This window comes from Amycolatopsis sp. MtRt-6 (assembly GCF_017308975.1).
Taxonomy (GTDB): Bacteria; Actinomycetota; Actinomycetes; order Mycobacteriales; family Pseudonocardiaceae; genus Amycolatopsis.
This window is the reverse complement of sequence record NZ_JADWPD010000008.1, coordinates 271,197-289,710: the sequence shown is the minus strand read 5'-3', so window position 1 is coordinate 289,710 and position 18,514 is coordinate 271,197. Positions and strand designations below refer to the sequence as shown.

The 18,514-nt window shown below is 73.6% G+C and carries 22 protein-coding genes; 7 read left to right on the top strand and 15 right to left on the bottom strand.

Annotated features, from left to right (window positions below; translation table 11 throughout):
* Positions 1-82: 82 nt before the first annotated feature.
* Positions 83-1,711 carry an L-glutamate gamma-semialdehyde dehydrogenase gene (pruA, locus tag I4Q55_RS16880; protein ID WP_206788832.1) on the top strand — a complete coding sequence of 543 codons (1,629 nt, stop codon included), beginning with the start codon at positions 83-85 and terminating at the stop codon, positions 1,709-1,711.
* Between the two features lie 11 nt (positions 1,712-1,722).
* The gene (locus tag I4Q55_RS16875) at positions 1,723-2,652 is read left to right on the top strand and encodes a proline dehydrogenase family protein (protein WP_206788831.1); all 930 of its coding nucleotides are present in this window, start codon (positions 1,723-1,725) and stop codon (positions 2,650-2,652) included.
* Positions 2,653-2,704: 52 nt separating this feature from the next.
* Here I4Q55_RS16875 and I4Q55_RS16870 read toward each other — a convergent pair whose 3' ends face one another.
* Entirely contained in the window at positions 2,705-3,076 is a 372-nt protein-coding gene (locus tag I4Q55_RS16870; RefSeq protein WP_206788830.1) for a co-chaperone YbbN, read from the bottom strand.
* Between the two features lie 95 nt (positions 3,077-3,171).
* Here I4Q55_RS16870 and I4Q55_RS16865 point away from each other — a divergent pair, with 95 nt between their 5' ends.
* From I4Q55_RS16865 to I4Q55_RS16855, 3 genes are all read left to right on the top strand, one after another.
* Positions 3,172-3,414 carry a DUF2630 family protein gene (locus I4Q55_RS16865; RefSeq protein WP_091308255.1) on the top strand — a complete coding sequence of 81 codons (243 nt, stop codon included), beginning with the start codon at positions 3,172-3,174 and terminating at the stop codon, positions 3,412-3,414.
* Between the two features lie 113 nt (positions 3,415-3,527).
* Entirely contained in the window at positions 3,528-3,938 is a 411-nt protein-coding gene (locus I4Q55_RS16860; protein WP_206788828.1) for a YciI family protein, read from the top strand.
* Positions 3,939-3,973: 35 nt separating this feature from the next.
* A complete protein-coding gene (locus I4Q55_RS16855) occupies positions 3,974-5,128 on the top strand; it encodes an RNA polymerase sigma factor (RefSeq protein ID WP_206788826.1) in 1,155 nt (384 codons plus the stop codon).
* 144 nt (positions 5,129-5,272) lie between these two features.
* Here the strand turns inward: I4Q55_RS16855 and I4Q55_RS16850 are convergent, their stop codons facing one another.
* The 10 genes from I4Q55_RS16850 to I4Q55_RS16805 form a co-directional block, all read right to left on the bottom strand.
* Complete coding sequence (locus tag I4Q55_RS16850) at positions 5,273-6,820, bottom strand: alpha/beta hydrolase (protein ID WP_206788824.1); 1,548 nt, start codon at positions 6,818-6,820, stop codon at positions 5,273-5,275.
* Between the two features lie 68 nt (positions 6,821-6,888).
* The gene (locus tag I4Q55_RS16845; protein WP_206788822.1) at positions 6,889-7,968 is read right to left on the bottom strand and encodes an ATP-dependent DNA ligase; all 1,080 of its coding nucleotides are present in this window, start codon (positions 7,966-7,968) and stop codon (positions 6,889-6,891) included.
* A gap of 27 nt (positions 7,969-7,995) precedes the next feature.
* Positions 7,996-8,595, bottom strand: a complete 600-nt coding sequence (locus I4Q55_RS16840; protein ID WP_206788820.1) for an alkaline shock response membrane anchor protein AmaP — start codon at positions 8,593-8,595, stop codon at positions 7,996-7,998.
* A complete protein-coding gene (locus I4Q55_RS16835; RefSeq protein WP_206788818.1) occupies positions 8,592-9,128 on the bottom strand; it encodes a DUF6286 domain-containing protein in 537 nt (178 codons plus the stop codon). Before I4Q55_RS16835 ends, I4Q55_RS16840 begins: the two co-directional genes overlap by 4 nt.
* A gap of 2 nt (positions 9,129-9,130) precedes the next feature.
* Entirely contained in the window at positions 9,131-9,475 is a 345-nt protein-coding gene (locus I4Q55_RS16830) for an Asp23/Gls24 family envelope stress response protein (RefSeq protein ID WP_206788816.1), read from the bottom strand.
* Positions 9,472-9,648 (bottom strand): hypothetical protein, encoded by a 177-nt coding sequence (locus I4Q55_RS16825; protein WP_206788814.1) that lies wholly within the window; start codon positions 9,646-9,648, stop codon positions 9,472-9,474. Before I4Q55_RS16825 ends, I4Q55_RS16830 begins: the two co-directional genes overlap by 4 nt.
* 40 nt (positions 9,649-9,688) lie before the next feature.
* On the bottom strand, positions 9,689-10,126 hold the full coding sequence (locus I4Q55_RS16820) for an Asp23/Gls24 family envelope stress response protein (protein ID WP_206788812.1): 438 nt from the start codon (positions 10,124-10,126) through the stop codon (positions 9,689-9,691).
* Positions 10,127-10,213: 87 nt separating this feature from the next.
* Positions 10,214-10,615, bottom strand: coding sequence for a hypothetical protein (locus tag I4Q55_RS16815; protein ID WP_206788810.1), 402 nt, complete (start codon positions 10,613-10,615; stop codon positions 10,214-10,216).
* Positions 10,615-11,163, bottom strand: a complete 549-nt coding sequence (locus I4Q55_RS16810; protein WP_206788808.1) for an RNA polymerase sigma factor — start codon at positions 11,161-11,163, stop codon at positions 10,615-10,617. The genes I4Q55_RS16815 and I4Q55_RS16810 overlap by 1 nt, the downstream gene beginning before the upstream one ends.
* Complete coding sequence (locus tag I4Q55_RS16805) at positions 11,160-11,900, bottom strand: pyrimidine reductase family protein (RefSeq protein WP_206788807.1); 741 nt, start codon at positions 11,898-11,900, stop codon at positions 11,160-11,162. The genes I4Q55_RS16810 and I4Q55_RS16805 overlap by 4 nt, the downstream gene beginning before the upstream one ends.
* A gap of 89 nt (positions 11,901-11,989) precedes the next feature.
* On the opposite strand from I4Q55_RS16805, the gene zapE reads away from it, so the two are divergent.
* Positions 11,990-13,009: a cell division protein ZapE gene (gene zapE / locus I4Q55_RS16800; RefSeq protein ID WP_206788806.1), complete on the top strand. Its 1,020-nt coding sequence runs from the start codon at positions 11,990-11,992 to the stop codon at positions 13,007-13,009.
* Here the strand turns inward: zapE and I4Q55_RS16795 are convergent.
* A complete protein-coding gene (locus tag I4Q55_RS16795) occupies positions 12,963-13,514 on the bottom strand; it encodes a phosphatase PAP2 family protein (protein ID WP_206788883.1) in 552 nt (183 codons plus the stop codon). The genes zapE and I4Q55_RS16795 overlap by 47 nt on opposite strands.
* Before the next feature lie 78 nt (positions 13,515-13,592).
* Between I4Q55_RS16795 and I4Q55_RS16790 the strand changes: the two genes are divergently transcribed.
* A complete protein-coding gene (locus I4Q55_RS16790; protein ID WP_206788805.1) occupies positions 13,593-14,477 on the top strand; it encodes an FAD-dependent oxidoreductase in 885 nt (294 codons plus the stop codon).
* On the opposite strand, the gene I4Q55_RS16785 is transcribed toward I4Q55_RS16790, so the two are convergent.
* The 3 genes from I4Q55_RS16785 to rocD form a co-directional block, all read right to left on the bottom strand.
* The gene (locus I4Q55_RS16785; RefSeq protein WP_206788804.1) at positions 14,464-15,771 is read right to left on the bottom strand and encodes a cellulase family glycosylhydrolase; all 1,308 of its coding nucleotides are present in this window, start codon (positions 15,769-15,771) and stop codon (positions 14,464-14,466) included. The two genes, I4Q55_RS16790 and I4Q55_RS16785, sit on opposite strands and share 14 nt — an antisense overlap.
* Before the next feature lie 75 nt (positions 15,772-15,846).
* Positions 15,847-17,205: a DUF2252 domain-containing protein gene (locus I4Q55_RS16780; protein ID WP_206788803.1), complete on the bottom strand. Its 1,359-nt coding sequence runs from the start codon at positions 17,203-17,205 to the stop codon at positions 15,847-15,849.
* A gap of 82 nt (positions 17,206-17,287) precedes the next feature.
* Positions 17,288-18,508, bottom strand: a complete 1,221-nt coding sequence (gene rocD, locus I4Q55_RS16775; protein ID WP_206788802.1) for an ornithine--oxo-acid transaminase — start codon at positions 18,506-18,508, stop codon at positions 17,288-17,290.
* Positions 18,509-18,514 lie beyond the last annotated feature (6 nt).

Below are 18,514 nucleotides of genomic sequence, written 5' to 3'. Positions count from 1 at the left end.
ATTTTAGCCGTTCGGACAAGCCGCCCGAGTGTGTCCGGAGTTACCGTTCGGGGCATCAGGACTACAGAGCAGAGGAGCCGCCGTGGACGCCGTGACCCAGACCCCCGCCCCGACGAACGAGCCGGTGCTCACGTACGCGCCGGGCAGCGCTGAGCGCGCGGAGCTCGAGGGTGCGCTCAAGCGGCTGGGCCAGGCGGAACCGGTCGACCTGACCGTCACCATCGGCGGCGAGCAGCGCCCCGGCGGCGGCGAGCAGATCGACGTCGTCCAGCCGCACAATCACGCGCACGTCCTCGGCACCATCCACAGCGCCACCCAGCAGGACGCGACCGACGCCATCGCGGCCGCCGCGAAGGCCGCGCCGGAGTGGCGCGCGCTGTCCTACGACGACCGCGCCGCGATCCTCCTGCGCGCCGCCGACCTGCTCACCGGCAAGTGGCGCGCCACGCTGAACGCCGCCACCATGCTCGGCCAGTCCAAGACCGCGACCCAGGCCGAGATCGACTCCGCCTGCGAGCTCGCCGACTTCTGGCGCTTCAACGTCGAGTTCGGCCGCCGCATCCTCGCCGAGCAGCCGATCAGCTCGCCGGGCGTGTGGAACCGGATGGAGCACCGGCCCCTCGAGGGCTTCGTCTACGCGATCACGCCGTTCAACTTCACCGCGATCGCCGGCAACCTGCCGACCGCGCCCGCGCTGATGGGCAACACCGTGCTGTGGAAGCCGTCGCCGACGCAGTCGTTCGCCGCGCACCTGACCATGCGGCTGCTCGAAGAGGCCGGCCTGCCGCCGGGCGTGATCAACCTGCTGCCGGGCGACGGCAAGGCCGTCTCCGAGGTCGCCCTGACCCACCGCGACCTGGCCGGCATCCACTTCACCGGCTCGACCGCGACCTTCCAGCACCTGTGGGGCACGGTCGGCGCGAACATCGCGGGCTACCGCGGCTACCCGCGCCTGGTCGGCGAGACCGGTGGCAAGGACTTCGTGCTCGCGCACGCCTCCGCCGACGTCGACGTCCTGCGCACCGCGCTGGTCCGCGGCGCCTTCGAGTACCAGGGCCAGAAGTGCTCCGCCGCTTCGCGCGCGTACATCCCGCGCAGTGTCTGGAACGAGCTGAAGGACGGCCTGGTCGCCGAAACCGAGGCGCTGACCTACGGCGACGTCACCGACCTTTCGCACTTCGGCGGCGCGGTGATCGACCGGCGCGCGTTCACCAAGCACTCCGACCTGTTCGACCGCGTGCGCGACGACGCGTCGGTCGAGATCCTCACCGGCGGCACCGCCGACGACAGCGTCGGGTACTTCGTGCAGCCGACGATCCTGGTCTCGGACAACCCGAAGCACGAGATCTTCTCGACCGAGTACTTCGGCCCGATCCTGTCGGTGTACGTCTACGAGGACGGCGGCTTCGACGACGTCCTGAAGCTGATCGACTCCTCCGCCGCGTACGCGCTGACCGGCGCGGTGATCGCCAACGACCGCACCGCCGTCGCGAAGGCGTCCGAGGCGCTGAAGTTCTCCGCGGGCAACTTCTACGTCAACGACAAGCCGACCGGTGCCGTCGTCGGCCAGCAGCCGTTCGGCGGCGCGCGGGCCTCGGGCACCAACGACAAGGCCGGCTCGGTCTTCAACCTGCTCCGCTGGACGAGCCCCCGCTCGGTCAAGGAGACCTTCGTGCCGCCCACCAGCGTCCGCTACCCGCACCAGGGCTGAGGAGGTTCGTCATGTTGCGTGCCCCGTTGCTCGCCGCCGCCCGGTCGAAGGGCATCCGGCGGCTGGTCGAAGCCGTGCCCGCCACGCGCTCCGTGGTGCGCCGGTTCGTCGCCGGGTCCGAGACCGCCGACGCCGTCCGCGTGGCCAGGGAGCTGGCCGCCGACGGCCGCCGGATCACCCTCGACCACCTGGGCGAGGACACCACCGACGCCGCGCAGGCGGCGGCGACCGTGGCGGCCTACGAAGCCGTGCTGACCGCGCTGGCCGCGGAAGGCCTGGCCGAGGGCGCGGACGTCTCGGTGAAGCTGTCGGCGGTGGGCCAGTTCCTGCCGTCGAACGGCGAGGACGTCGCCTTGGAGAACGCGCGGAAGATCTGCGCGGCGGCCGAGGCGGTCGGGGCGACCGTGACGCTCGACATGGAGGACCACACCACCACGGACTCGACGCTCGGCATCCTGCGTGAGCTGCGCGGCGAGTACCCGTGGGTGGGCGCGGTGCTGCAGGCCTACCTGCGGCGCACCGAGCAGGACTGCCGTTCGTTGTCGGGGCCGGGCTCGCGCGTGCGGCTGTGCAAGGGCGCCTACGCCGAGCCGGAGTCCGTGGCGTTCGCGGAGAAGTCCGAAGTGGACAAGTCCTACGTCCGCTGCCTGCGTGTCCTGATGGCGGGCCAGGGCTACCCGATGGTCGCTTCCCACGATCCGCGGATGATCGAGATCGCCGCCGCGCTGGCCGAGGAGCACGGCCGGACCGACGACGACCACGAGTTCCAGATGCTCTACGGCATCCGGCCGGAGGAGCAGGCGCGGATCGCGGCGTCGGGCGCGCGCATGCGCGTCTACGTGCCCTACGGCGACGAGTGGTACGGCTACTTCATGCGGCGGCTGGCCGAGCGGCCGGCGAACCTGGCGTTCTTCCTGCGCGGGCTCGCGACGCGTTCCTGAAACACGACGAAGGCCGCCTCCCGCGGGGGCGGCCTTCGTCGTGTGGTGGTGGTCAGGCCTGTTCGGCCTCGGCTTCGGCGGCCTTGCGCTTGACCTCGTCCATGTCGACCTCGCGAGCCTGCTTGATGAGGTCTTCGAGGGCGGGCTCGGGGAGCGCGCCGGGCTGGGCGTAGATCAGCGTCTTGTCCCGGATGATGGCCAGCGTCGGGATCGAGCGGACGTCGAAGGCGGCGGCGAGCTGCTGCTGCGCTTCGGTGTCGACGCTCGCGAAGAGGATGTCGGCGTGCTTTTCGGAGGCCTTCTCGTAGACCGGCGCGAACTGGCGGCACGGTCCGCACCAGCTCGCCCAGAAGTCGATCAGGACGAAGTCGTTGTCGGTCAGCGTCTGGTCGAAGTTCTCGGCGGTCAGCTCAACGGTGCTCATGCCCTGGTCAACGAACCGGGCCCGGCGGGAATTCCCGGGGCGGGGGTAGCGTCTGGGTGAGTGACCCGCGAAGCATCCCGGAAGAGGAGAACCTGATGGCCGACGGCGAGATCCTGGGCCGGATCGACGAGCTGATCGCGGAGGAGCACGAGCTCCGGTCGCGCTCGGTCGGCGTGGGGCTGAGCGGCGGCGACAAGGACCGGCTGACCGCGGTCGAGCAGCAGCTCGACCAGTGCTGGGACCTGCTGCGGCAGCGGCGGGCGAAGGCGGAGTTCCACGAGAACCCGGACGACGCCGCGGCGCGCCCGGTGTCCGAGGTGGAGTCCTACCGGCAGTAGGCCCGGGCAGCCGGGAAAAAATCTTCCGCGGCGATGTCGAGAACCCGGAACCGGCTCCGTCCCCGGGGTGGAAGCGGCCAGAATGGGCCGTCCGACACCGAGGGAGCACCACGATGGCCAAGTACCTGTTGCTCAAGCACTACCGCGGCGCGCCGGCCCCCGCCAACTGCGACACGACCATCGACCAGTGGACGCCGGAGGAGGTCGCGGCGCACATCCAGTACATGCGGGACTTCGGGGACAAGCTCGTCGCCACCGGCGAGTTCGTCGAGCACCAGGCGCTCGCCCCGGAGGGCACTTTCGTCCGCTACGACGGCGAGGGGCGGCCGCCGGTCACCGACGGCCCCTTCCCCGAGACCAAGGACCTCATCGCCGGCTGGACGGTGATCGACGTCGACAGCTACGAGCGGGCCCTCGAACTGGCCGCGGAGCTGTCGGCCGCGCCCGGCCCGAAGGGCGAGCCGATCCACGAGTGGCTGGAGCTGCGCCCGTTCCTGGCCGCGCCGCCGACCATCACGGAATGACGGGCAACGTCATGGGCGAGGGGATCGGCTGAGCCGTGAACGAAGCCCTGCTCCGCAGCCTCACCCCGGGTGTGCTGGCCGTCCTCGTCCGCCGCGGAGCCGATTTCGCGGCGGCCGAGGACGCCGTCCAGGAAGCGCTGGTCGAGGCGTTGCGCGGCTGGCCGGCCGACCCGCCGCGCGACCCCAAGGGCTGGCTGGTCACCGTGGCGTGGCGCAAGTTCCTCGACGCGACCCGGGCGGACGCCGCCCGCCGCAGGCGCGAGGACGTCGTCGACGCCGAGGTGGCGCCCGGGCCCGCGGCGGCCGTGGACGACACGCTCCAGCTGTACTTCCTGTGCGCGCACCCGTCGCTGACGCCGTCGTCCGCGGTCGCGCTCACGCTGCGGGCCGTCGGCGGGCTGACGACGCGGCAGATCGCGCAGGCGTACCTGGTGCCCGAGGCGACCATGGCGCAGCGCATCAGCCGCGCCAAGCGGACCGTGTCGGCGGTGCGGTTCGACCAGCCCGGCGACGTCGCGACCGTGCTGCGCGTGCTGTACCTGGTGTTCAACGAGGGCTACTCCGGCGACGTCGACCTCGCCGCCGAGGCCATCCGGCTCACCCGGCAGCTCGCGGCGGCGATCGACCACCCGGAGGTGGCCGGGCTGCTCGCGCTGATGCTGCTACACCACGCCCGGCGGGCCTCCCGGACGACGGCGACCGGCGCCCTGGTCCCGCTGGCCGAGCAGGACCGGTCCCGCTGGGACACCGCGTTGATCGCCGAGGGGGTGGCGATCCTGCAGCGGGCGTTGTCCCGCGACCGGCTGGGCGAGTTCCAGGCCCAGGCCGCCATCGCGGCCCTGCACGCCGACGCGCGGGACGCCGCGGAGACCGACTGGGTGCAGATCGTCGAGTGGTACGACGAGCTGGTGCGCCTGACCGGCAGCCCCGTCGTGCGGCTCAACCGCGCGGTCGCCGTCGGCGAGGCGGACGGGCCGCGCGCGGGGCTGGCGGCGCTGGCGGAACTGGACGACACGGTGCCGCGCTACACAGCGGCGTCGGCCTACCTCCACGAGCGCGACGGCGACCTGGACAAGGCGGCCAAGCTGTACGCCGAAGCCGCGGCCAAGGCCACGAACTTCGCCGAGGTCGACCACCTGACCCGCCAGGCCGCCCGCCTCAACACCCGCCGCAACCCGGACCCCGCGTGATCGGAGGGGCATCACGCGTGATCCGAGGGGTATCTCGCGTGATTGGGCGGGCATCTCGCGTGATTGGCGGGGCATCACGGTGATGCCCCGCCAATCACGCGTGTGTCCCCTCTGATCACGCGAGATGCCCCTGCAAGCACGGGATCAGGCGGGGCAGAGGGTGCCGTCTGCCGGGATCTTGCCGTCGACGAGGAAGGCGCGGGCCGCGTCCGTGACGCAAGGGGAGACGCCGAGGGCGCCGTGGCCCGCGCCCTGCCAGGCGATGGTGACCGCGGACGGCATCTGGTCGGCCGCGCGGGTGCTGCCGACGCCGGGCGTGACCGGGTCCGTCGCCGTCGCCGCGACCAGGATCGGCGGGGCGCCGGGCGCGCCCGGCGCCGGCAGCGGCTCGGTGCGCACCGGCCACGGGCCGCACCAGGCCAGCTGCTGGGCGACGACCGCGCCGAACTGCGGGTACTTGCCGCGCATGCCGGCCACGACCTGGTCGAGCTGATCGGCCGAGAGCCGCGTCTGGCTGTCGTTGCAGCGGGTCGCGATCGTGGCGTCGATCCGCGACGGCTGGGCGCGCGAATCCTGCAGCACCGGCGCGGCGAACGCGGCGAGGGGCCCGGTGTTCCCGGAGCGCGCCGCGCCGATCGCGTCGGCCAGCTCGGGCCACCGCGAGCGCTGCGCGAGTCCCGTGTAGACGGCGAACATCGCGACGCCCGGGCCGAACGTGCTCCCGTCCGCGCCCGTCGGCGGGGCACTCCGCAGCTGGTCGGTGAGCGCGGTCAGCGCGGCCTTCGGGTCGCCGAGGGCGCAGCGCCGCGCCGCGCAGTCGGTGGCGAAGGCGTCCAATGTGGACTGAGCGCCCGCGGCGACCGCGTCGAGGACCGCGGCCGTGTCGGCACCCGGGTCGGGCACGCCGTCGAGGACCATGCGCCCGACCTGGCCGGGGAAGCGCACCGCGTACTCGGCCAGCACCTTCGAGCCGTCGCCGTGGCCGAGCGCGTTCAGCCGCTCCATCCCCAGCTGCTTGCGCAGCTCGTCGAGGTCGCCCGCGCCGCGCCAGCTGTCCAGCGCGGTCTGGGAGTCGTCCAGCTCGATGGCGCACTGCTGGCCGGCCTTGCGCGCCGCGTCGAGGACGTCGCCGAGGCCGCCCTGCGCCGGGTCGGCGTCGATGAGGTCGTGCCGGATGTCGGCCGGGACGCACTGGGCGGCGCCGGAGAGCCCGGTGCCGCGGCGGTCCAGGCCGATGAGCGAGAACTTCTCCAGGAACGCGGGTGGCAGCGTCGCGGCCAGCCGCGCGGCGTACACGGTGCCCGGGTCGCCGTCGACGTCGTTGACCACGACCAGCGGCACCGGCCCGCTGCCGGCCTTGAGCGCCAGCAGCCGGACCAGTGAGCGCCGGGGCTCGCCGGGGGCGTCGAGCGGCGCGGTGACGCGGGCGCAGGTGAAGTGCAGGCTGTCCGGCACGCCCGGGGTGCCGATGCGCTGGCGGGTGTCGTCGTCGCAGTCGGCCCACTTCAACGTCGGCGACTGCGGCTCGCCCAGCGGCGGCAGCGGGACACCGGGTGTCTTGGTGGGCGTGCCGGCGGCCGTCTTGCCGTCGTTCTCGACCAGCGCCGGGCGGACCGACGGCCCCGCGGCGCAGCCCGTGGCGGCGGTCACGGCGAGCAGCGCGGCCAGGAGACGGGTACGGCGGCGGCGCACGGGCGTGTCCTCACGTCTGGTCGATCAACGGGCAGGCCGAGCTTCGCACGGCCGGTGTGGGACGCGGGTTAGCGGGTCCGCACCACCTGGCCGCGGAAGACGGCGTCGAGGTCGTAGCGGGCCGGCTCGTCGAGCTGGCTGTAGTCGCACGACGCGGGCTCGCGGTCGGGCCGCCACCGCACGAACCGCGCGTTGTGCCGGAACCGCGACGGCATGCCGCCTTCGGTGTTCTCGTAGGCGACCTCGACGACGCGCTCGGGCCGCAGCGGCACCCATTCGTGCTCGGTGGCGCGCCAGCGGGTGATGCCGCCGGGGATGCGCTGGGCCTCGCCGGTGGCCCGGCCGCCCCACGGGTGGTCTTCGCCGTCGGTGACCAGCGGCGCCAGCTCTTCGGCGAGCTCGCGACGGCGATCCTTCGGGAACGACCCCACGGTGCCGACGTGGTGCAGCACACCCTTTTCGTCGTGCAGGCCGAGCAGGAAGGACCCGACGAGTTCGCCGGGGCCGCCGTCGACGTGCCAGCGCAGGCCGGCGAGCACGCAGTCGGCGGTGCGCAGGTGCTTGTACTTGACCATCACGCGCTTGCCGGGGGTGTAGGGCTCGTCGAGGGGTTTGCCGATGACGCCGTCGAGACCGGCGCCTTCGAACAGCTCGAACCAGTGCCGGGCGGTGTCCGGGTCGGTGGTGGCCGGGGTCAGCGGGAAGCGGTCGCCGGCCAGCTCGGTGAGCCGTTCGCGGCGCACGGACGTCGGCTCGTCGAGCAGGGAGCCGTCGTCGAGGGCCAGGACGTCGAAGGCGACGAACTCGGCGGGCTGTTCGGCGGCCAGCAGCGTGATCCGGCTTTCGGCGGGGTGGATGCGTTCGGTGAGGGCGTCGAAGTTGAGCCGCCCCTCCCGCGCGACGACGAGCTCCCCGTCGAGCACGACCCGCGGCGGCAGGATGTCGAGCAGCCGCGCGACGGTCTCCGGGAAGTACCGGTTGAGCGGTTTTTCGGCGCGCGACTGCAGGTACAGCTCGTCGCCGTCGCGGAAGACGATGCAGCGGAAGCCGTCCCACTTGGGCTCGAAGAGCAGGCCGCCGGAGTCGGGGATGGCCTTGGCGGGCTTGGCGAGCATCGGCTTCAGCGGCGGCTGCAGCGGGAGGGGCATGCCCCGCATTCTGCGGAAAACGCCGGCTCAGCGCACGCGTTTCGCCGGGGCCGTGTCGAGTTCCAGGCGGACGGCCGTCGGCAGCGAATCCAGGCCGAGCGAGTCCCGGGCCCTGGTCAGCACCCGCGCGTCGAGGTCCGCCCACACCGCCTTCAGGTCCGTGCCTTCGCGCAGCCACAGCGTGACGCGCAACGCCGGAGACGTGCGCGAGCCGACCGCGCGGACGCGGGCCCGGCTGACGCCGTCGAGCTGCTCCGCGTCCGCCTGGACCGCGCCGGCGACCGCGGCCGCCGTCACCACCAGCTCGGCTCCCTCCGTGCGGTCGAGGTCCAGGTCCGGGCGGGGTTCCGGGCGCAGCGAGCGCAGGGCCCACCGCAGCCCGAGCACGAACAGCAGCACTCCGAGGACGAGCGCGGCGATGCGTGCGGGGGTCGCGTGCGTGCCGAGCCAGTCCACCGCGATCGGGTCCAGCAGCGGGCGGCGGCCGCGGAACTCGCCGAGCCCGCCGAGGCCGGCCACCAGCGCCAGCGTGCCGCCCGCGAACGCCGGCAGGCCGATCAGGAACGTCAGGGTGCGTTCGCCGGTGTAGGACCGGGAAAGTGCCTTGGCGGCGGCCGTCTTGCTCATCGGCGGTCCTTCGGCGAGTCGACGACGACCGTCACCTTCGGCCGCCGCACGAGCGGGATCTCGTCGAGCAGCGCCGACACCGTCGCCAGCAGGCGCGGCCGCAGCTCGCCCTCCGTCTCGAGCGTGCTCTTCGCGCGGACACGGATGCGGCGGGCGCTCGCGGTGACCGACGCGCCCGCGACGTTGTCCTGCGCGCGCACGGTCAGGCCGACCAGCCGGGCCAGCGACCGCGGTGACGTCGAGACGCTCACCTCGTCGGCCGGGTCGGTCAGCCGCACCGCGCGGTTGCCGGCGGCGAGCGCGCAGCCCACCAGGACCAGGCCCGCGGCGGCCACCACCCCGGCGGCGACGCGCACCGCGGAGGCGTCCCAGCCCAGGGCCGCCAGCTCGGCCTGCCAGCGCGGCCACGGCACCAGCAGCGGCGCCGAACCCGGGCGCCACCAGTGCCAGCCGACTTCCAGGGCGAGCAGCGCCCCGGCCGCCGCGAAGGCCAGGCCGAGCAGGGTGGCGAGGATGCGGACGAACGGGCGCACGGCTACCGCACCCTCGGCGGCACGTCCGGCACCAGCGCGGACACCGTCACGGCCAGGGTCCGCACGCGGTAGCCGGTGATGCCCTCGACCTCTTCGGCCACCTTGGCCCGCACGTCGCCGACGACCGCGCGGACCGCCGCCGGGTAGCGCAGGGCCAGGTCGAGGGCGAGGTCGACGTCGTTGTCGTGGCCGCCGACCTTGGCCTTCGGTGCCCTCTTGCCGTCGCGGGCGGTACCGGGGACCTGGCCGGCCGCGTGCTGGGCGACCTTGCGGACCACCGCGTGCGCGATGGTGAGGGTGCCGCGCTCGGCGGGTTCGGCGAGCTCCCGCGGCAGGGCGGGGCTCACTTGTCGCGGCCCTTGCCGAACAGCTCGCCGAGGTCGAGCTCGCCGTCGAGGACCCGGCCGGCGACCAGCCCGATGACGCCGACGGCCAGCGTCACCAGGAACGCGGTGAAACCCTGGGTGGCGGCGAGGCCGAGGATCAGCCCGGCCAGGAGCCCGGTCTGCGTTGCGTTCACATGTCCTCCTTGGACGGGACGGGGAAACTGCCGCGGGCCTTCATTCCACGCGCGTGGACTCGGGCTCTTCCTCGCCCGGCAGGAAGATGTCGTTGACCGCGATGTTCACCTCGATCACCTCGAGCCCGGTGATCTGCTCGACCGCCGTGATCACGTTGCGCCGGATCGCGCGGGCGACGTCGGTGATGCGGGCGCCGTACTCGACGACCACGTCGAGGTCGATCGCCGTCTGCTTCTCGCCGACCTCCACCGAGACGCCGGTGGTGGTGACCGTGCCGGAGCCGGGGATGCGCTCGCGGAGCGCGCCGATCGCGCGGGACACCCCGCCGCCGCCCAGCGTGTGGACGCCGGCGACTTCGCGGGTGGCGAGGCCGGCCACCTTCTGCACGACCAGCGAGGAAATCGTGGTGCGGCCGGCCGCGCCCTCTTCGTTGAGCGGGGTGACCGTGCCGGGGCTCTCGGTCCGTTCCGGGTGCATGCGTGCGGGCTCCTCTCGGCTGTTCTCGCCCTTACGATGCCCGGGCGCGCACCACCCTCACGCAATGTCGCCCGATCGGGGGAATCTTCACCCCGGGTGGACGTCCACGACGTGCACGTCCACCGCGCAGGCGACACCCAGCTGCCGGGTCAGCTCGGCGGTCAGCTCCCGACGGAACGCTTCGGCGGCTTCGCCGGCCACGATGCCGAACCGGACCGACACCAGCACCTGCACGACGTCGTCCTCGACCGCGACGGCCGAGACCCGCAGGCCGTCGGCCGCGACCGTCCGGGCCAGCCGGTCGGCGACGTCGCCGGTGACGCGCGGGCGGCCCGCCTCACCGGGCACGTCGACCGCCGTCCGGCGGCCGCGCGCGACCGCCCGCAGCACGCGTTCGACCAGGCCGGGCGGGGTCGGCACCCGGTGCGCGGCCGCCCGGCGCACGGCGTCCCAGCGGGGGTCGGACTCGGGATCCTCGGTCTCGGCCATCACCGTTCCCTCAACTCGGCGAGCAGCGCCACCCTGGCCCGGTGCAGCCGGGAACGCAAGGCGCCGACGTTCACGTCGAGCACTTCGGCGACCTCTTCGTAACTCAGGCCCTCCAGCTCGCGCAGCACGAGCGGCACCCGCTGGGACAGCTCCAGCCTGCCGACCGCCCGCAGCACGGTGTCGACCTCTTCGGCCCGCACGACCCGGCCTTCGGGGCCGGGCACCGCCGCGGCGAGCAGTGCGCTGTCCACAGTGGACTGCGGGGCGGGGTCGTCGAGCGAGACCGTCGGGCGGTGGCGGCGCAGCACGGCCAGCGCGCTGTTGGTGACGACGCGGTAGAGCCACGTCGACACCGCCGACTCCTGCCGGAACCCGGACAGCGACCGCCACGCGGCGAGCCACGCGTCCTGCACGACGTCCTCGGCCTCGGCCGGGCTGCCGGTGATCCGCAGCGCGACCCGGTACATCCGGGGCGTGTGCTCCCGCACCAGCGCGCCGAACGCGGTCTCGTCGCCGCGCGCGGCCCGGACGAGGAGGTCGTCGTTCACCCGGCGTCCCGGCGGTAGCGCAGGAACGTGAAGCCGTCCTCGACGAGGATCGACGCGAGGGCGAGCCGGCGCGGGACGGCGGGCGCGGCGCCCGCGGCGATCCGGCCCGCGGTCCCGGCTACCAGCAGCGGCGCGACGGTCAGGCACAGCTGGTCGACGCGATCGGCGGCGATCAGCCGGGCGAACAGGCCGGGGCCGCCTTCGCAGGCGATCCGGCGCAGGCCGCGGGCGGCCAGCAGGTCGAGGGCGCGCGCGAGGTCGACGTCTTCGGCGCCGGCCCGCAGCACCTCGGCCCCGGCGGCTTCGAGCGCGCTCGTGTCGGCCGCGTCCGTGGTGACCACGATCGGGGCCACGGCGGTCTCGGTGAACAGCCGGGAAGCGGGGTCCAGGTCGGCGGTGCGCGTCACGACGGCGATCGGCGGGACACCGGTGAACCCGAGGCGGCGACGGCGCTCCAGGCGTTTCGCGCCCGGGACGACCCCGCGGTAGTTCTCGGCGCGGACGGTCCCCGCGCCCACCAGGACGACGTCGGCCAGGTCGCGGCCGAGCAGGAAGACCCGGCGGTCGGCGGCGTGCGACAGCCCCGCCGAGGTGGTGTCGATCTCGACGGCGCCGTCCGCGGACGCGACGAAGTTGACCTGCACCCAGGGGCGGTCCAGGTCCTCGGGGTAGGCGTAGATCGCCTCGAGGTCTGCACCGGTCAGTTCGCCCGTCGCTTCGGGCCACACGCTCCGCACGTGATCATCCCAGCACGGACGTGAAGCACGTCTCTACCGGGGGATATGCCCGCTCAGCGGCATGCGTGACGCCGATAGGCTCTGCGACCATGCCCGCGCACCTGACCGGCCGCCGCCCCGAGCTGTCCGCCGACGAGCTGATCGGCGCGCTGGTGCCGCCGCCGCGCTTCGGCGCCGTCCGGTTCGAGACGTACCTCCCGAACCCGGACGAGCCGAGCCAGGCCGCCGCGGTCGAGGCGTGCTCGGCGTTCGCCGCCAAGGTCGGGGTGCGCAAGGAGAAGAAGCGCTTCAAGCTCTTCGGCGGTTCCGCCGAGCCGGCCGGGCCGATGGGGCTCTACCTCGACGGCGGGTTCGGCGTCGGCAAGACCCACCTGCTCGCCTCGACGTGGCACGCGGTGCCGTCGCCCAAGGCGTACGGCACGTTCGTCGAGCTGACCCACCTGGTCGGCGCGCTGGGCTTCGCCGAGGCCGTCCGGCGGCTCTCGGCGCACCGGATCCTGGCCATCGACGAGTTCGAGCTGGACGACCCGGGCGACACCACGCTCGTCACCCGGCTGCTGCAGGAGCTGATGAACGCCGGCGTGTTCGTCGCGGCGACGTCGAACACCCTGCCGGAGAAGCTGGGCGAGGGCCGGTTCGCGGCCGAGGACTTCCTGCGCGAGATCCAGACGCTGTCGGCCCGCTTCGGCGTGGTCCGCGTCGACGGCCCGGACTACCGCCACCGCGGCCTGCCGGACGCGCCGCCGCCGGTCACGCCGGCGGAGCTGGAGTCGTCGGCCGCCGCGCACGAAGGGTCCACTGTGGACGACTTCGACGCGCTGTGCGCGCACCTGGCGGAGCTGCACCCGTCGCGCTACGGGCGGCTGCTCGACGACGTCACCCGCGTGCACCTGCGCGGCATCCACCCGGCGCCGGACCAGAACGTGGCGCTGCGCCTGGTCGCCTTCGCCGACCGGCTCTACGACCGGGCCATCCCGCTGGTCGTGTCGGGCGAGCCGCTGCCGTCGCTGTTCACCGAGGAGATGGTGAACGGCGGCTACCGCAAGAAGTACCTGCGCGCGGTCAGCCGGTTGACGGCGCTGGCGCGGGACGCCGTGCCGGCCAGCTGAACAGCACGACCGAGACGGCGAACAGCGTCCCGCCGGCGACGTCGGTGAGGTAGTGGTAGCCCATGCCGACGAGCCCGATGGCCGCGGCGAGCAGCGCGACCGCGGACAGCACGACCACGACGACCCGGCGCGTGACGAGGACGAGCACGGTCAGCACCGCCACCAGGCTCACCGTGTGGCCGCTCGGGTAGACGAGCGTGCCGTTCTTCCACCGGTCGTAGAGCGGTTTCAGCAGCCAGGCCGTCAGCAGGATCGCCACCAGCGGCGCGGTGAGCGCGACCCCGGCCTCCCACCGCCGTCCGGCGCGCAGGCACAGGAAGACGCCGAGCAGGCCCAGCGCGAGCACCACGTACGGCTCGGTGGGGAGGACGAGCGCCCGCACCACGCCGGGCCCGAGGTGCGCGACGGCCCCGGCCGCGGCGGCGTCGAGGGCGCCGGGCGCGGTCCCGCCGGCGAACGGCAGGCCCAGCAGCAGCGCGAGCAGGCCGCAGACCGCGGCGGGCACCCGGGTCGTCTTCACCCGCGCGAGGGTAGCCGGGGCCCCGGGAGGCGGTGGGTGGCACGGGTGCGCCACGATGCGGGAATGCGAGTGACAGTCGCCGGGGCCGGGATCGTGGGCCTGAGCAGCGCGTACCGGCTGGTGGAGGCGGGGCACGACGTCACGGTGGTGGCGGCGGCCCCGCCGGCGGAATCGACGTCGGCGGTGGCCGGTGGGGTGCTGTACCCGCCCGGGCGTTCACCGGACGAGCGGGTCGTGCGGTGGACCGCGGCGAGCCTCGCGGTGTTCCGCGGGCAGGACGCGCCAGGGGTCCGCTTCCGCCGCGGCCGTGTCCTGCTGGCGGCGGGTGAGCCGGACCCGCAGTGGTTCCCGGCGGTGGAGAACCCGGCCCGCGACGGCGACCGCGTGGAGTTCACGACGGCGGTGGTCGACACGCCGGTCTACCTGCACTGGCTGCTCTCGCGCGTGGGTTCGCTGGGCGTGCGGATCGAGTACCGGCCCCTGACGTCGCTGTCGGGCCTCGACGCGGACGTCGTGGTCAACGCGACCGGCCTCGGCGCGGGCCGGCTGGCGGGCGACGGCTCGATGGTCCCGGTCGGCGGCCAGGTCGTGCACCTGACCGACCCGGGTCTGCCGGAGTTCGTGGTCGACCAGAGGGGCCCGGGCGTGACGTACGTGATCCCCCACGGCGGCCACGTGGTGTGCGGCGGAACGGAGGAGCCGGGCCGCGCGGACACCGACCCGAACCCGGCCGTGACGGCGGACATCCTGCGCCGCTGCCGCGAGCTGGAGCCACGCCTGGCGGGCGCGGAGGTGCTGCGGTCGCTGGTGGGCCTGCGCCCGTCCCGGCGCGAGGTCCGGCTGGAGCGGGTGGGGGACGTCGTGCACTGCTACGGCCACGGGGGCGCGGGCATCACGCTGGCCTGGGGCTGCGCGGCCGACGTCGCCGCGCTGGTCACAGCCGGATGAGCTCCGTGATGCCCCGCTGCTTCAGGTGGTTCGCGTCCGAAGCGCGGCTCTGCAGCACGAACGCGACCCGCTTCCCCTCCGCCGCCAGCTTGAAGAAGCGGTCGTTGCCCCACGTCGGGAAGAGGTCCGGAACGACGATCGCCGCGGTGCGGGGCCGGGGTGCGGGCGGGGTCCGGTCGAACTCGGCCACCAGCGCCTTCAACGCCTGTCCCGCGGGCTTCAGCCGACGGTCGTTCGTGTACAGCCCGAGGTCGTACTCCAGGGGGTTCAGGTTCGGCACCAGCGCCGGGTTCACGTCGTGGGAGCACCACCAGGTGAAGCCGAGCGTGGCGGTGCAGGCGGCCGCGTTGCGGATCGACCGGGACAGCCATTCGCCGTACTGCGCCCGGGTCGCGTCGCTGAAGTGGATCGACGGCGCCGCGCCGTCTTCCTGGATCCAGACGCGGCGTGCCGGGTCCGTCGCGTACGCCTGGGCCACCTGGATCAGCCGTTCCGCGTTGTGTGTCGCGACCGCGCCGAGCGGGTCCGTCTTGAGCGTGCCGGAGAACGACGTCCACGGGTGGATCGCCACCACGGCGCCCGTGTCCGCGAGCCCCGGCCGGGTGAAGTACGTGCCGTTGTCCCACGGTGCCCGGTCGCAGCCGACCGTGTGCTCCTTGCCGGGAGCCACCTGCTCGGCGTGGGCGCACAGCGTGCGGGCCCACGTGTCGGCCTGGGCCTGGGTGACGAACAGGCCGGCGAAGTCGTCCCAGTAGTAGTACGGCTCGTTCGACAGGTCGAAACCCAGGAAGCGCGGGTGCCGCCCGATCCGCTCGGCCAGCGCCGTCAACAGGGTCCGCTGCGCGTCCAGGGCCGCCGGGTCGGTGAACCAGTTGACCGGCTTCGGCTTCGTCTGCAGCCAGTTCGGCGTCCAGTAGCGCGCGGAGATGTGGCCGTTGAACACCGTGACCTCGACGTCCAGCCCGGCCGCGTCCGCGAGGTCGAGGAACCGGTGCAGCCGGTCGAGCTTTTCGCCGCTCACCAGGGCGGGTTCCGGCTGGAACGCCGACCACAGCAGCATGAGCCGGAGGTGGTCGAGCCCGAGCGCGGCGATGTCGTCGAGGTCGCGGCGCAGGTCGTCCTCGCGCCAGTCCTCCCACATGTGGAACCAGCGCGTCGACGGCGTGTAGTTGACGCCCAGCCGGAACGCCCGCCGGCGCACCGGCCCCGCGGCGGCCGCCGGGGGAGCCGCGGACATCGCCAGTGCCGCGCCCGCGACCCCGGTGAGCACCGACCGCCGGTTGAGATCCGCCACGCCGCCTCCTTCGGTCCGCGCACATCTAGCACGGCGGGGAAGTCGATCTCCAGCGTTGACCGGCAACCTGTCCGGTCAGCTACGGGAAAAGGCGGCGTGGTCGGCCTCCGTCTGGTCGGCGTACCGCACGGCGTACGCACCCATCGCCTCGTCCAGCTCCGAATCGTCGGCGAAGTAGCCGGACAGGAGCTTCGGGTGCAGGGAGCGCGTGTGGGCGCGGGCCAGCAGCGCCCCGGCCAGCCTGCCGTAGTCGTCGAGGTGGTCCTTGGCCAGCTCCGCGGGGTTGATGTCGCCCTTGAGGTTGCGGAACTGGCGGACGATGTACGGGGTGCCGTCGATCGTGGTCCAGCCGAGGAGGATGTCGGTCTCCGCCTGCACCAGGCGGGCGCCGTCGACGATCCGGCGGCCTTCGTGGGCGGCCGGCGGCAGGTCCAGGTACGGCGCCAGGGCCGGCCGCTGGGCCTGCTTCACCTGCAGAATCAGGTCTTCGTCGTCGTTGCCGTGCAGCAGGGCGACGTAGCTGCGCAAGCCCACGCTGCCCGTGCCGACCACGCGGAAGGCGACGTCGGCGAGCCGGTAGCGGGCGATCAGCGTGCGCCGGGACTCGCGGAGGGTGTCCACATAGGACGTCAGGCCGGCGGCGACGGCCTCGGCGGTTTCCGCGTCGACGTGGGTGAGCACCGGCGGGTCCTCGACGAACCGGTGGCGGGACAGGCCGGTGTCGTGGTCGTCGACGCGCTCGGTCCAGCGCGCCGCGACCTTCGCGCTGTCGTTCTTGCGGGCCTTCTCCGCCGCGTCGGCGAAGTCGTCGATCAGCTCGCCGGCGCGGGCCTTCGACAGCACCGACGAGTCCGGCAGCGCGTTCCAGCTGCGGAGGAACGGCAGCTCGGCCAGCGCCCGGATCGTCCGGCGGTAGGACTTCACGGCGTCTTCGGCGGCCTCGCGGCAGCCCGCCTCGCGGATGCCGCCCTCGCGGCCGGCGAGCACGAGGCTGGCGGCGAGCCGCTTGAGGTCCCACTCCCATGGCCCCGGCACCGTCTCGTCGAAGTCGTTGATGTCCATCACGATCTTGCCCTCGGGCGTGCCGTAGAGCCCGAAGTTCGCGGCGTGCGCGTCACCGCAGAGCTGCGCGGTGACCCCGGACGACGGCGTGCCCGCGAGGTCGGCGCCCATCAGCCCGGCCGCGCCGCGGAAGAACGTGAACGGCGACGTGCGCATCCGCTCGCGCCGCAGTTCGACCAGCTCCGGCAGCCGCCCGGCGTTGGTGGCCTCGAAGTACTGCAGCGCACTCGGCCGGCCTTTCGCGGCGACGTCGTGGTCGTGCACGGCGGCCGGCGTCTTCTCCCGGAGCCGCTTCCCCTGTTCGTACAGCTCGGCCGGCGTGACGCTGTCGGTGCCGGCCAGCGGCCGTTCTGCCCATTCCCCTGATCCCATACCGGGCACAACGTCCGGACGGGACGTTGTGCTCCCGGACGCCGCCGGGGCGGGAGGCTCACCCGGCGGCGTCCGGGTGGTTTCAGGGGCGGATGACCTCGGCGATCGCGTCGATGCCGCGGTCCAGCTCCTCGCGGGTGATCACCAGCGGCGGGGCGACGCGCAGGGTGCGCTCGTGCGTCTCCTTGCACAGGACGCCCCGCGCCATCAGCGCCTCCGACGCCGCGCGCCCCGACGGACCGCCGGGGGCGATGTCGATGCCCGCCCACAGGCCGCGGCCGCGGACCTCCGACAGGCCCTGACCGATCAGCGCGGTCAGCCGGGTGTGCAGGTGGGCGCCCACCTCCACCGCCCGCTGCTGGAACTCGCCCGTGTTCAGCAGGCGAACGACCGCCCGGCCGACCGCGCAGGCCAGCGGGTTGCCGCCGAAGGTCGAGCCGTGCTCGCCCGGCTTCAGCACGCCGAGGACGTCCCGGCGGCCGGCCACCGCGGACACCGGCAGGATGCCGCCGCCGAGGGCCTTGCCCAGCGTGTAGACGTCGGCGCGGACGCCTTCGTGGTCCAGCGCCAGCACCGTGCCCGTACGAGCGAGCCCGGACTGGATCTCGTCGGCGATCAGCAGCACGCCGTTTTCGTCGCAGGCCTGCCGGACGTCGGCGAAGTAGCCCTCCGGCGGCACGATCACGCCGGCCTCGCCCTGCACCGGCTCCAGCAGCACCGCGGCGGTGCGCGGGGTGATCGCGTCGCGCAGCGCGGCCGCGTCGCCGTACTTCACCGTGACGAAGCCCGGGGTGAACGGGCCGAAGTCGGCGCGGGCGGTCTCGTCGGTGGAAAACGACACGATCGTGGTGGTCCGGCCGTGGAAGTTCGACCCCGCGACGATGATCTCCGCGGTGCCGTCCGGCACGCCCTTGACCCGGTGCGCCCACTTGCGGGCGATCTTGACCGCGGACTCGACGGCTTCGGCGCCGGAGTTCATCGGCAGCACCAGCTCGGTGCCGGTCAGCTCGGCCAGCTCGCGGCAGAACAGCCCCAGCTGGTCGTGGTGGAACGCCCGCGAGGTCAGCGTGACGCGGCCGAGCTGCTCGACGGCGGCGGCGACCAGGTCCGGGTGGCGGTGGCCGAAGTTCAGGGCCGAGTACCCGGAGAGGAAGTCGAGGTAGGTCCGGCCCTCGACGTCGGTCACCGAGGCACCGGCGGCTTCGGCGATCACGACGGGCAGCGGGTGGTAGTTGTGCGTGCTCCAGCGCTCGTCGAGCTCGATGAAGCTGGCGGTGGTCTCCCGGCCGGCGAACGTCGTCATGCGTTC

Coding starts and splice junctions, on each gene's coding strand:
- I4Q55_RS16875 (WP_206788831.1), top strand. CDS start 1,723: ATGTTGCGTGCCCCGTTGCTCGCCGCCGCCCGGTCGAAGGGCATCCGG.
- I4Q55_RS16870 (WP_206788830.1), bottom strand. CDS start 3,076: ATGAGCACCGTTGAGCTGACCGCCGAGAACTTCGACCAGACGCTGACC.
- I4Q55_RS16865 (WP_091308255.1), top strand. CDS start 3,172: ATGGCCGACGGCGAGATCCTGGGCCGGATCGACGAGCTGATCGCGGAG.
- I4Q55_RS16860 (WP_206788828.1), top strand. CDS start 3,528: ATGGCCAAGTACCTGTTGCTCAAGCACTACCGCGGCGCGCCGGCCCCC.
- I4Q55_RS16845 (WP_206788822.1), bottom strand. CDS start 7,968: ATGCCCCTCCCGCTGCAGCCGCCGCTGAAGCCGATGCTCGCCAAGCCC.
- I4Q55_RS16840 (WP_206788820.1), bottom strand. CDS start 8,595: ATGAGCAAGACGGCCGCCGCCAAGGCACTTTCCCGGTCCTACACCGGC.
- I4Q55_RS16820 (WP_206788812.1), bottom strand. CDS start 10,126: ATGCACCCGGAACGGACCGAGAGCCCCGGCACGGTCACCCCGCTCAAC.
- I4Q55_RS16815 (WP_206788810.1), bottom strand. CDS start 10,615: ATGGCCGAGACCGAGGATCCCGAGTCCGACCCCCGCTGGGACGCCGTG.
- zapE (WP_206788806.1), top strand. CDS start 11,990: ATGCCCGCGCACCTGACCGGCCGCCGCCCCGAGCTGTCCGCCGACGAG.
- I4Q55_RS16790 (WP_206788805.1), top strand. CDS start 13,593: ATGCGAGTGACAGTCGCCGGGGCCGGGATCGTGGGCCTGAGCAGCGCG.
- I4Q55_RS16780 (WP_206788803.1), bottom strand. CDS start 17,205: ATGGGATCAGGGGAATGGGCAGAACGGCCGCTGGCCGGCACCGACAGC.
- rocD (WP_206788802.1), bottom strand. CDS start 18,508: ATGACGACGTTCGCCGGCCGGGAGACCACCGCCAGCTTCATCGAGCTC.